The sequence below is a fragment of the Desulfitobacterium sp. genome (genome assembly GCF_982384815.1).
Genome location: NZ_CEVWNY010000017.1, coordinates 1 through 12,967 on the forward strand (window position 1 = coordinate 1; position 12,967 = coordinate 12,967).

General features: G+C 44.7%; 10 protein-coding genes. 2 read left to right on the top strand and 8 right to left on the bottom strand.

The window, feature by feature from the left end; all coding sequences use genetic code 11:
- The 6 genes from AC1U9U_RS04665 to AC1U9U_RS04690 all read right to left on the bottom strand — a co-directional run.
- Window positions 1–436 (bottom strand): amidase (locus tag AC1U9U_RS04665; protein ID WP_479959388.1); only part of this gene is annotated, 436 nt, incomplete at its 3' end.
- Window positions 437–459: 23 nt separating this feature from the next.
- A complete protein-coding gene (gene gatC, locus AC1U9U_RS04670; RefSeq protein ID WP_479959389.1) occupies window positions 460–744 on the bottom strand; it encodes an Asp-tRNA(Asn)/Glu-tRNA(Gln) amidotransferase subunit GatC in 285 nt (94 codons plus the stop codon).
- Between the two features lie 41 nt (window positions 745–785).
- A complete protein-coding gene (gene ligA, locus AC1U9U_RS04675) occupies window positions 786–2,771 on the bottom strand; it encodes an NAD-dependent DNA ligase LigA (protein WP_479959390.1) in 1,986 nt (661 codons plus the stop codon).
- Between the two features lie 176 nt (window positions 2,772–2,947).
- Window positions 2,948–4,582, bottom strand: coding sequence for a putative manganese-dependent inorganic diphosphatase (locus tag AC1U9U_RS04680; protein ID WP_479959391.1), 1,635 nt, complete (start codon window positions 4,580–4,582; stop codon window positions 2,948–2,950).
- 207 nt (window positions 4,583–4,789) lie between these two features.
- The gene (pcrA, locus tag AC1U9U_RS04685; RefSeq protein WP_479959392.1) at window positions 4,790–7,054 is read right to left on the bottom strand and encodes a DNA helicase PcrA; all 2,265 of its coding nucleotides are present in this window, start codon (window positions 7,052–7,054) and stop codon (window positions 4,790–4,792) included.
- Window positions 7,055–7,302: 248 nt separating this feature from the next.
- A complete protein-coding gene (locus AC1U9U_RS04690; RefSeq protein ID WP_479959393.1) occupies window positions 7,303–7,986 on the bottom strand; it encodes a Crp/Fnr family transcriptional regulator in 684 nt (227 codons plus the stop codon).
- A 197-nt stretch (window positions 7,987–8,183) separates the two neighbouring features.
- On the opposite strand from AC1U9U_RS04690, the gene AC1U9U_RS04695 reads away from it, so the two are divergent.
- Entirely contained in the window at window positions 8,184–8,468 is a 285-nt protein-coding gene (locus AC1U9U_RS04695) for an ArsR/SmtB family transcription factor (RefSeq protein ID WP_479959394.1), read from the top strand.
- A 60-nt stretch (window positions 8,469–8,528) separates the two neighbouring features.
- The gene (locus tag AC1U9U_RS04700; protein WP_479959395.1) at window positions 8,529–10,274 is read left to right on the top strand and encodes an FAD-dependent oxidoreductase; all 1,746 of its coding nucleotides are present in this window, start codon (window positions 8,529–8,531) and stop codon (window positions 10,272–10,274) included.
- A gap of 99 nt (window positions 10,275–10,373) precedes the next feature.
- Here the strand turns inward: AC1U9U_RS04700 and AC1U9U_RS04705 are convergent, their stop codons facing one another.
- Complete coding sequence (locus tag AC1U9U_RS04705; protein ID WP_479959396.1) at window positions 10,374–11,351, bottom strand: FAD:protein FMN transferase; 978 nt, start codon at window positions 11,349–11,351, stop codon at window positions 10,374–10,376.
- Window positions 11,352–11,657: 306 nt separating this feature from the next.
- Entirely contained in the window at window positions 11,658–12,902 is a 1,245-nt protein-coding gene (locus tag AC1U9U_RS04710; protein WP_479959397.1) for a hypothetical protein, read from the bottom strand.
- Window positions 12,903–12,967 lie beyond the last annotated feature (65 nt).

The following is a 12,967-nucleotide window of genomic DNA, read 5'->3' on the forward strand; positions in this document are numbered from 1 at the left end:
CCCAAGGATTGCGAGTGATGAAAAATCCCGAGTTCTCTGTTGAAGAACCCATGGCAAACTCATCCATATTAAGCTTACCTAAGAGGATTGCCCCGCTATCATTTAATCGCTCTGTCACAGTAGCATCATAGGGCGGAACGAAGTTTTCTAAGATTTTGGAGGAACAGGTTGTCCGAATCCCCTCTGTGCAAAGATTATCCTTCAAGGCCATGGGGATTCCTGCCAAAGACCCGATCTTTTCTCCCCGCGCCAGCTTTTCATCGAGCTTTTGTGCTTGGGCAAGTGCCTTTTCCTCTGTGACAGTGATAAAGGCCTTAATATCTGAATCCAATCTGTGAATTCTATCTAAAAACACCTGGGTGAGCTCAGTAGCACTGATCTCTTTACCTACCAAAAGCTCATGCAGTTCCCCGGCTGTCCGCTCTGTCATCTCCATAAAAATTCTGTCTCCTTTCCTACCTAAACAATCCGGGGCACTTTAAAGAAGCCATCCTCTGCTTCCGGAGCATTGGCAAGAACCTTGTCACGAGCCATGGAAGGCTTGACCACATCCTCACGCAGCACGTTATGTAAGGGAACGGCATGAGCGGTGGGCTTAATATTATCAGTATTAAGCTTCTCCAACATAGCCGCATATTCTAGGATGGAATTCAACTGTTCCGTATTCTTGTTAAGCTCTTCTTCTGTTAATTCCAAACGGGCAAGCATGGCCACATGCTCAACTTCCTGTCGTGATATTTTCACGTTTTTCACCGTCCAAGATATTAAATTTCAAAAAAGTTATTCTATCCTTGGGGCACCAATTTTGCGAACTCCTCTTCTGTAAGCACGGGGATTCCCAACTCTTTAGCCTTAATTAATTTGGAACCCGCTTTTTCGCCGGCCACCACAAAAGCTGTCTTTTTGCTAACGCTGCCGGCAGCCTTACCCCCTAACTCTTCGATCCGGTTTTCAACATCTTGGCGATCCCAACGCTCTAAGGTTCCCGTTACCACGATGCTCTTGCCGACAAAAATCTGAGGCTTTGTGGAACGTTGGGCAGTCATATTAACCCCGGCTTGGCGTAGTTTTTCTAAAAAGCGGCTGGAGCTTTCCAGTTGGAAAAAGCGAACAATACTCTGGGCCATTGTGGGGCCAATGTCCGGAATTCCCTGAAGCTCTTCGATAGGGGCTTTTTCCAATTCGTCCATAGTTCCGTATTTTTGGGCCAAAATCTTTCCGGCTTTCTCCCCTACGTGACGGATGCCTAAAGCAAAGATCAAAGGAGCAAGTCCCCGTTCCTTGCTATCGTCAATGGCTTTGAGGAGATTCTCCGCGGACTTTTCACCCATCCGCTCCAGCTTAAGCAAAGCTTCAAATTCTAAGTAATAGAGATCTGCAGCGTCTTTAACCAGGCCCGCCTCCAAAAGCTGATTAATCACCGCGGGGCCCAGTCCGTCGATATTCATGGCATTACGTGATACAAAATGAATAATGGCTTCCCGTTGCTGGGCCGGGCAGGTAATACTTGTACAACGGTGGGCTGCCTCTCCCTCTTCCCGAATCACTGGGCTATGGCACTCCGGACAGTACTCCGGCATCGCAAAGACCAGCTCCTTGCCGGTACGTTTTTCCGGCAAAGAACGCACTACTTCCGGAATCACATCCCCCGCCTTTTGAATCAACACATGATCGCCAATCCGAATATCTTTGCTTTGAATATTATCTAGATTATGCAGAGTGGCCCGACTTACCGTAGATCCTGCCACGAATACAGGGGCAAGGTAAGCTGTAGGAGTTAAAACCCCTGTCCGCCCTACCCGAATAATAATATCCTCTACAATGGTTTCCACCTGTTCAGCGGGAAATTTATAAGCGATAGCCCAGCGTGGGCTTTTGGCGGTAAAGCCTAATTCCCGCTGCTGAGCGATATTATTTACTTTGATGACCAAGCCATCGATATCATAAGGAAAGCTATGCCGCTTTTCGACCATTTCCTCACAATATGCAATTACATCATTGATATTATTAAATACTTTGAACTCCGGATTAATGGTAAACCCCTGCTCTTTCAGATACTCCAGGACCGCCGTTTGGGAAGGTAATTCAACCCCTTCAGGAGTTAAGACTTGATAAGCGAAATAGCCTAATTTACGTTGAGCTGTAATCTTCGAATCAAGCTGGCGAAGGGAACCGGCAGCGGCATTCCGTGGGTTGGCAAAAGGAGCTTGTCCCGCTTCTTCCCGCTCCTGATTTAAACGTAAAAAGGAGGCTTTCGGCATATAGCCTTCTCCCCGTACATCCAGGCGTTGGGCAGACTGACGCAACCGCAAAGGAATAGCGGAGATGGTCTTAACATTAGCGGTAATTTCTTCTCCGACTTCCCCGTCCCCCCGGGTGGCTCCCCGAAGGAGAACTCCATCCTCATAGGTCAAAGCCACCGTTAACCCATCGATTTTTAGTTCAACTACATACTCGACATTAGAAACAATTGAGCGAACTCTTCGATCAAATTCCAATAGATCACCGGCATTAAAGGCATTATCTAAACTAAGGAGGGCTTCTGCATGGCGAACTTTGGGAAATTCCTTAGCTATATAACCGCCAACCCGCTGAGAAGGAGAATCAGGTGCAAATAATTCCTGATGGTCTCTTTCTAGACGAATCAACTCCTGCATGAGGGCATCATATTCTGCATCACTTAAAGTAGGCTGATCCAAGCCGTAATACTGATAATTTGCTTCTTCGATCTGCTGACGTAAAGCCTCGATTCTTTGAGCTACCTCGGACATTAATCTTCCCTCCTAAAAAGCTATCATAAGCATGAAGTAGGAAAAAATTATATAGGTTTGCATATGGGGTCAAGATACTTCGCTAATCGCTCAGTATGACAGGGGACTAAGATATTGTGTCATCCTGAGCAGATGCGACGAACGTAGTGTCATCCTGAGCGGGCGTGAAGGATCTGTTAGGGAAGAAAATACTTCGATAAAGGAGGAACAACTTGCTTCTTGCGGGATAACACCCCGGGCAAAAAGATACTTCCGTCAGTTAAAGGCTGTTCAAAGGCTTTAGCAATTTCCTCCGGTTTCGCTCCGCTTACGAATAGCTCCGTATTCTCCTCTAAAAGGTCGGTCACCATAAGCAAAAGGTATTTCATCGTCCGCTGACTGCGAATTTCATCAAGCCTTTGGGATAATTCCACGCGTAGCCGGTCAAGCCCTTCAATCCCCATCACGCTAAATTGACCGATTCCCACCCGCAGATCTCCCATAGAGAATTCCTTAAGGTCTTCTTCGATCAACTCATCCACTTTTCGTTCCCCCAGATTGGATGCTGCCTTGAACATTTGCATCCCAAACTCCTTAGGGTCAACACCTGCGACTTTAGCAAGATAGGTTGCCATTTCTACATCGATTTGCGTACAAGTGGGGGATTTAAAAATAACTGTATCCGATAAGATTGCCCCCAGCAAAATCCCGGCAATGGCCTTCTCTGGAAGAATTCCTGCATCACAATAGCATTTAGCCACGATGGTACTGGTTGAACCAACGGGTTCGTTGCGGAATAAAATTGGTTCACCGGTTTGGATTCCTCCTACCCGGTGGTGATCCACAACTTCCAGAATCTGAGCTTGATCTGCCCCCACTACAGCCTGACCGAGTTCATTATGATCCACTAAGATGACCTTTTTCCGGCTTAAGCTTAACAGGTGATAACGACTGATTAAGCCGACCACTTTCCCCTGTTCATCTAAAACCGGGTAATTGCGGTAGCGGGTTTCCAGCATTTTCATTTTTACTTCGGAAATCAGATCATCTTCATTGAAGGAAATTATTCCTTCCGTTTTCATTGCAGTTTTAACCGGTGCAGTCATGGGTAGCAGCCGGGCAGCTGTAAAGGTATCATAAGGAACGGAAATGACTACACTACCCTTTTGCCTGGCTAGTTCTTCAAGCCCCGGAGCTAAAGCAGCACCACCGGTCAAGATCAAAGCAGATACTCCTTGGCGAAGGGCACTTTCCTGGGCCGCGGGCCGATCACCCATGAGCACAATATTCCCAGTTCCTACATAGGTTTCGAGAGTCTCATGCCTCATAGCACCTACATAGACACTCCCCCGAAGCTCTTGCTCTTTACTTCCAATTAATAAATCCCCGCTGAGAGTCTTTACCACATTTTCTACCGGCACGTGAAGAGTGCCCAGATCATGATCAGCCATGCTTTCAATATAAGAACCGGATAGATCACCTACGGTGATCATGCCAATCATCCGCTCCGTATGATCCACCACCGGAAGAGTCTTTTGGTTCTCCTCCTTCATAATCTTCCAGACTTCCAAAAGAGGCGTCTTCGGCTTTACGGTAGGTATGGGACCGTTAAGGAGATCCTTGACGCGAAGGTGCAGATCCTTTAATAATTCCGGAGCCTCCACTCCGAAGGCATTGAGTACGAATTCCGTTTCCCTATTTATTTTTCCGGCACGGCAGGGAATGACCTTATCATTTCCTAAAAGCTGTTTCAATCGCGCATAACCAAGTGCCGCACAAATTGAATCCGTATCCGGGTTTTTATGACCAACAACATATATTTTTTCAGGCAAAGTTTATTGTCCTTTCTATTAATAGTATCTGTTAATATACCTAGTACTACACACAAAAAAGATTCTTCACCACGTTCAGAATGACACCATATTTTGATATGTCATACTGAGCGATAGCGAAGTATCTTTACTCAAAATCATTGGCAAAGATCCTTCGGTTCCACCTCAGAATGACATGGGTGTATAAATCAATCATCGTATTATTAACTAAATCTTAACAAGCTTAGCATACTCAGCAATAAGCTTTTTTATCTCCCCACCAAAGACAACGGAAAGCTCGGCGGAACTTCCTTCTCCTTTAATGGCCACGATTACCCCTTTACCGAACTTAGGATGCTCCACTTTTTCTCCCACTTTGTAGTCCAGCTTGGGAGCGGAAGTTACAGGGCTACCGAGGCCCTTAAGTTCTCCCATCCCGCTACCGGCTCCTCCCCAAGTGCTGCTTCCCCAGTTTCCGGTGGTGCGTGGCTTTTGCGCCCTAGCGGGTGGAGGATCAATAGGATCCCGATCCACCATCAATTGCGGAGGGATCTCTTGGAAGAATTCGGAGGGGCGGTTATATTGGGTTCTACCGTAAAGCATCCGTTGACCGGCATAAGAAAGATAGAGCTTTTCCCTAGCTCTAGTGATAGCAACGTAACACAGTCTCCGTTCCTCTGCCATAAGGACCGGATCCAGCATAGAGCGACTGCTGGGGAAGATTCCCTCTTCCAGCCCACCGATAAAGACCACCGGGAATTCCAGACCCTTGGCACTATGGATGGTCATCATGACCACCGCTTCATCACCTTGATTTAAGGAATCAATCTGTGCCACTAAAGACACCTGCTCAAGGAATCCGGCCAAGCCGGGACGAACAGCATCCTCGATTCCTTCCAATTCAACTGCTTCATCAAAATTAGCAGCCTTTTCATCGTATTCGGCGGTAACCGATAGGAATTCCCGCAGGTTTTCCAACCGTGCCTCCGCTTCCGGAGATTTATCACTAACTAAATTATCCCAATATCCGGTCCGTTTTAAAACTTCTTCCACCAGTTTAGACACGGAACTTTCACCTGCGGCTAAAGTCTTAAGTTCCCGCATCAGATGAGCGAAGGCCATTAAAGGCTTCTTTGCCCGGGACTGCAGCTCGGGAATGTATTCCGCCTCGAGGATTGCCTCTAAGACAGGCATCTCCTGTTCGTTGGCATAGTCCAAAATCTTTTCCAAGGTACTTTCTCCTAGCCCCCGCTTAGGGACATTGAGGATGCGGGAAAAGCTAACCTGATCAGCAGGATTATGGAGAACCCGCAAATAAGCAATAATATCCTTAATCTCCATCCGCTCATAGAATTTTAGCCCAGAAAAGATCCGGTAGGGTATCCCTTCCCGCATGAAGCGTTCTTCTATTACCCGGGATTGGGCATTAGTGCGATAAAGAACGGCAAAATCGTTGAACTTGCGCCCTTCCACATTAAGCAAGCGCTGAATCCGTTCACCAACAAAACGGGCTTCGTCATGCTCATTATCCGCTACGTAATAAACAAGGGGCTGACCCTCATCATTTTCGGTCCAAAGAGATTTCTCTTTACGCTCAGGATTATTTTGAACTACTGCATTAGCTGCCTGGAGAATCCGCTTTGTGGAACGATAATTCTGCTCTAACTTCAAAACTTTCGCTTCCGGGTAGTCCCGCTCAAAATCCAAGATGTTTTGCACATCGGCTCCCCGAAACATATATATTGATTGGTCATCATCCCCTACCACACAGAGGTTGCGGTATTTCCTTGCCAATAGATTGACTAAGGCGTATTGAGCGTGGTTGGTATCCTGATACTCATCCACTAAGATATAGCGAAATTTATCTTGATAGTTAGCCAAAACTTCGGGGTTTTCCCGGAATAACCGGACCGTAAGCATAATAATATCGTCAAAATCCAAAGCATTATTGACTAAGAGCTTCTTCTGATAAAGGGCATAGACCTTTTCGGCCTTTTGCTCGAAATAATCTCTAGCCCGCTGGGAGAAATCCTCCGCTGTAAGCAACTTATTTTTAGCATCACTAATAACGGCTCCAATTGCCCGGGGAGCAAATTTTTTCTCATCCAGATTAAGTTCTTTCATGCAGGATTTGATCAATGCCAATTGGTCACCGCTGTCATAAATAACAAAACTCCGGGAATATCCGGGAAGGTAGCCAATCTCGCTTCTGAGAATCCGCACACAAGCTGAGTGAAAAGTGGCTACCCAAAGCCCCCTTCCCTCGCTGCCCACTAAGCTAAAGACCCGTTCCCGCATTTCCTGAGCCGCTTTATTAGTAAAGGTAATCGCCAGGATATTCCAGGGTTCGACTCCTTGAGCAATCAAATGGGCAATCCGATATGTTAAAACCCGTGTTTTTCCGGAACCGGCCCCTGCTAAAATTAATAGGGGACCCTCCCGATGTTCTACCGCTTGGCACTGAACCGGGTTTAAATCCTCTAATCTATACACTCTTCATTCCACCTCACTATTGAATGAGACTTCATCTAGAAGGAATTTAACCCCTACTAAATGTTAGACGAGTCTATACTGTACTTAACTACCCTTAGGCTGGTTAGTACAGTGCTCGATTTTTAATTATAGCATAGGAAGAGAAAGTAAAACAGACCGCCGTCTTAAAACGGAGGCCTGTTTGAATGAACCGGTTCAAAAAGGAGCATAGCAACCATCATCTATAAACCATATTATGATAATCCTTATTACAAGACAATTTTCTCTAGTTCCGAGGGATCATTGATATTCAACCGGCCGCGAGACAAGGTTAATATACCCGACCTTTCGAAACTTTTAAGCTCACGACTGATGACTTCACGTGCCGTGCCTAATTCGCGGGCAATTCCCTCGTGAGTAATATATACAGGTGACCTGCCTCCATTGCTTTTGGCAAACAAAAGCTGGGCCAGACGCTTTCGCACCGGTGTAAAAGCGATACTGTCTACAACTTCCGTAGCTTCAAAAAGTCGATTAGAGATATCATTCATGACAAAGCGGAAAAACGGTTCACATTCGGCGAAAGCACGGCTAAAGAATCTGTGTGATACCCATATAACCTTGGCATCGGTCTGAGCGGTTACCGTAACAGTATTTCCCTTGTAATCTCCAAAAACGCAAGCAGCCGAAAGAGGGCAAATTCTTCCTTCTTCAATATTATAAATAGTCACTTCCCGCCCATCTTCCGAACTCATAGCGACTCTGAGGGCACCTGACAAAAGAAGGGCTAATCCGTGACAATAGGAACCCTTTTCTGCGATGATTGTCCCTGCTTCAACCTCTTGGTAGCTGGAGTCATCAACTAAACTCTCCAGTTGCTGCAAAGACAATTCTCTGGCGAAGGAAAATGTTTCGAGTATGTCTTTAATTATTGCAGTTCGCTTCCCTTCCATGCTCATCCCCCTTCCTATCTAACTCCCATTTCGACAGTGAAGTAGAACTTCCCTTTCGCAAAGGGGAATTTAACCAAATGTATCCAGTTAAAAAGTACTTTTAGAAAAATAGTATAAGGAGATTGACTTATAATTATAATATATCGTATTATTCAAATATAGCAATAAGCTTTCTAAATTGATGAGGAGGATTTCCTTTGGATCGTGACTTTAAGAAATATGATGAAGTAGCAGAGATCCTTAAAGTACTAGCCCATCCGGTGAGATTATGTATAGTAAATAGTTTATTAACAAAAGGGGAATGCAATGTTACCCATATGCAAACCTGTTTAAGCACACCTCAGTCCACCATGTCCCAACATCTGCAAAAACTACGTTCGGTAGGAATTGTAGAATGCCGTAGAAACGGCCTGGAAATGTATTATAAAATTAAAGATGAAAAAATTGTAAGATTAATAAACGAAATAATGAACGACGACTAAATTTATTAAAATTTGCAGGTTAAATCAACAGAAAATTTAATAACGAAAGGATCTGAAAATATGAAGAAAAAAGTACTTATTATCGGTGGTGTCGCCGGTGGTGCTTCGGCGGCGGCCCGACTAAGACGGTTGGACGAAGAAACAGAAATTATTCTTTTTGAACGGGATAGTTATATTTCCTTTGCCAATTGCGGATTACCTTACTATATCGGGGGTACTATTGATAAACGGGAGAAGCTGCTGGTCCAAACTCCCGAAGATATGAAGGCGCGTTTCGCTATTGATGTTCGCATCAATAGCGAAGTGATAAAGATCGATCCGGAAAACAAAAAAATCCAAGTCGCCAGCAAAGACCGCGGAATTTATGAAGAAAGCTATGACTGCATAGTTTTATCTCCAGGTGCCAAGGCTCTTCGTCCGAATATACCCGGAATAGACAACAAGCGGATCTTCACCCTGCGTAATATTCCGGATACCGATGCCATCAAAGAAGCAGTGGATAAAAAAAGTGTAAAAAGCGCTATTGTCATCGGTGGTGGGTTCGTGGGAGTTGAAATGGCTGAAAATCTTCGAGAGCGAGGACTAGAGGTAATCCTTGTTGAAGCCGCTCCCCACATTCTTGCTCCCTTCGACTCAGATATGGTGGTGCTTGCAGAGAGTGAACTGGCAGCCCATGGGGTCAAAATTATTCTTAATGACGGAGTAAAATCCTTCAATGATCTGGATGATCAAGTTGAGGTGACCCTAGCCAGCAGTGCTAAACTCAAAGGGGAAATCGTTATATTTGCCATCGGCGTAACTCCCGATACAGCCTTTCTCAAGGATAGCGGTTTAGAATTAGGGCCCAGAGGCCACTTGGTGGTTAATGAGCGTATGGAAACCAATATCCCCGGTATCTATGCCGTTGGGGATGCTGTGGAAGTAGTAGATTTTATAACAAAAACCAAAACGGCAATTCCCCTTGCCGGTCCAGCCAATAAGCAAGGGCGGATTGCTGCGGACAATATCGCCGGATTAAATTCTACTTATAAGGGAAGTCAAGGAACATCTATTATCAAGATCTTTGGCCTGACCGCCGCAAGTACCGGCGCTAATGAGAGGACCCTGCAACGTGCCAATATACCCTATCAGGTTATCCATCTCCACCCGGCATCCCATGCTACTTATTACCCCAAAGCCCTACCCATGACCCTGAAGCTGATTTTTAATAACGAAGGGAGAATTCTCGGTGCTCAAGGCATCGGGGAAGACGGGGTTGATAAGCGGATCGATGTTATTGCCGCGGTGATTAGACTTAATGGCACAGTTGAAGACCTGGCTGAATTGGAACTAGCTTATGCCCCACCCTTCTCATCTGCTAAAGATCCTGTAAATATGGCGGGATTTGTAGCCCAGAATATCTTAGCCGGCAGAGCCCATATGATGGTTTGGGATGATCTTGAAAAGCTGGAAGAAGATTATACCCTCGTTGACGTCCGGACAAAAGGCGAATTTGCCAGGTGGCACATGGACGGGGCGATCAATATTCCTGTTGATGATTTGCGGGAACGTTTCCACGAACTTAATCCCCAAAAGCTAATTGTTGTTTATTGCCAAGTAGGGATTAGGGGATATATCGCCGATCGCATCCTCTCCCAAAAAGGTTATAGAGTCTTAAATCTTACCGGCGGAACTATTACCTATTCTGCTCTTAGCTTTGATCCCAATAAAGTCACCACCGAATCACTACCATCCACTACTTTCCCCTGCTGTGATTCCGACGTTACCATCGATCCCGATACTCAAGCGGTAAAAAGGAATAGCTAGAAAAGAAAGAAGCTCCATAAACTGCAAAAGTTTCATTAGCCAAAAAGGCAGTTGCTGGCGAACATAGTTCGCGAACAACTGCCCCTTTTTTTACTATTACTATTTTGGCTGAATCACATAAGCCGGATTTGTAATTTCAAAATTAGATTTATTTACTCCGGAGGTGACATAAACTTTTTTGTCGGTGGTAATGAAGATGGCCTCTGTATCAGGTAATTCCTCAATGAATTTCATACCTTTTTCCAAGCCCAAAAGAAAGGTACCTGTAGATAGGGCATCCGCATCAATAGATTTTTTTGTTATTATAGAAACACTGACAAGTCTATTCTCACCAGGGTAACCTGTATCAGGGTCAAGAAGATGATGATAGGTTTTTCCATCCACTTCTAAGTATCGTTCGTAAGTTCCTGAGGAGACTAAAGTCTGATCATTGAGTAAAACTACTCCCATGGAGGTTCCCCTAAGTTCATAAGGATCCTGAAGTCCCAATCTCCAAAGTGAACCATCGGGTTTAGTGTTTATTGCTACCACATTACCACCTAAGTTAACAATGGCATGTTGGATACCGGCATCCCTGAGGATTTGAGCAGCTTCATCAGCGGCATATCCCTTGGCAATAGCACCTAAGTCCACCATCATACCCTCATGATTTAGTTTGGCACTGTTATTCGCGCTGTCCAAAACCAATTGATTATAATCGATTAAAGGAAGCTTATTCGCAATCTCGTCGTCACCCGGCACCCTTGCATCATCCATCCCGATGTTCCAAAGCTTAACGATAGGACCAACAGTTATATCAAATTTACCCTGGGAAAGCTCGGAGAAATATTTGGCTTTTACCAGAACGTTAAATGTGTCGGGACTTAACTGCACAAATTCTTTACCTGCTGCTTTATTTAAACGAATTATTTCACTGTCCTGAATTTCATCGTTAATTGTCATTCGGTGTTCAATTTCAGAGAGTCTATCAAAAATATCTTGAAAAACCTGCTTATCTTTAATCTCGTCGTAAATCGTAATTTTCGCAACTGTACCCATCAAAAAAGTCGTCTCAGCTATAGGTTCAAATTCTTTCACTTTGGTATTTGAGTTAGTGCATCCGGTCACCGAAAAAATCAAAAGCAAACATAAGAATATGATTAGATGGGGCGTTCTATTAGGCGGCGATTTTTGCAAATGCATAATGTTAAAAAACCTCCGTTGTTAGAGATTGGGGTCTGCCACTTATGTCCATTATATTAGAAAGAAGTAGTTAAATACAGAGGAAATTTAGAGCCAATGCGGCCGATGGAACTTATACATTAGTTAGTATAAGAAATAAATGAAGAAGCAGTTGAAACCGCTCCTTCATTTATTATTTTATAACTTGTTTAGACTTCTTGCTTATTTTGCTCCTTCAAGAGCTTTTTTAGCTAATGTGAAGAACTCACCAACTGATACAGATACACCAGCGATGTCGTCGGAATGGCCTTCAGCATCTTTCAAGGTGATCTTGGTGGGGTCTTGGGTTTTCAGGAGATAAGCTTCAGCTTTTTGCGCCTGTACAACCCACTCACCTTGGTTGCCAGGGGCAAGTTTGTAGGTGCCATCAGTGGATTGAAGGTCTTTATTAGGTTTGGTAGCATCTTCGGGGATACCGTTCCAGTCAGCGCCTACGATAGTTCCGTTCTTAACTACGATGCTGGTCATGTATTTCCAGCCTTTTTCGAATTTGTCACCGGCTGCATAATAGATACCATCTTTATAGGAACCTTGAGGAATCGGTCCATTGTCTAAAGCAGTTTTTGCTAACGCGAAGAAATCTTTAACTGTAATTGATGCGCCGGCGATATCATCGGTATGACCTGCATCATCCTTGTAGGTAATCTTAGTGGGATCTTGAGTCTTGAGGAGGTAAGCTTCAGCTTTTTGAGCTTGCTCGTGCCACTCAGCCTGAGCTTTACCTTTCTGTTTCATACCGTACTCACCATCTGCTGAAAGCTTATCTTTATCCTTGCCACCTTTAATGTTTAAGCCGTTCCAATCGGCGGCAACGATATTACCGTTCACAACTGTCAAGCTGGCGAAATATTTCCAACCATCTTTACCATACATAGGAGCTTCCGCATAGTAAGCACCATCTTTATATGGGCCTTTGGCTACAGGACCGGCATCCAATGCTTTTTTAGCAAGTTCAAAGAAATCCTTAACGCCGATGGTTACGCCTGCGATGTCATCACTATGTCCGGCATCATCCTTATAGCTGATCTTGGTAGGGTCCTGAGTTTGAATGAGATAGGCTTCAGCTTTTGCGGCTTCCTCATGCCATTCCGCTTGAGCTCCGCCTTTTTTCATACCATACTGGCCGGAAGCAGAAAATGCAACTTTATCCGGTCCACCTTTTTCATTAGCACCATTCCATTGAGCGGAAGCAATCTTGCCATCTTTAACTTCGATGGTCACCATGTACTTCCAGCCTTTGGCAAATTGATCTTGCTGAGCAAAATAGTTTCCGTCCTGATATTTTGCTTCTTGTTTGCCTGGGTCATTAACGGCAGTGGCAGGGGCAGATTGGTTGCCGCCACAACCGCTCAAAACGAGTGCTGTACCCAAGGCAATAACAGTTATTAAAGATTTAACCTTTTTCAATTCCCTTCCTCCTCTTTGTAAAACAACCTTTTTTCGCTTTTTTGAGAACTCGATGTTCAGATAAC

What these genes read in the sequence shown, in the direction of transcription:
- ligA (WP_479959390.1), bottom strand. Translation starts at nt 2,771, where the DNA reads ATGTCCGAGGTAGCTCAAAGAATCGAGGCTTTACGTCAGCAGATCGAA.
- AC1U9U_RS04690 (WP_479959393.1), bottom strand. Translation starts at nt 7,986, where the DNA reads ATGGAAGGGAAGCGAACTGCAATAATTAAAGACATACTCGAAACATTT.
- AC1U9U_RS04700 (WP_479959395.1), top strand. Translation starts at nt 8,529, where the DNA reads ATGAAGAAAAAAGTACTTATTATCGGTGGTGTCGCCGGTGGTGCTTCG.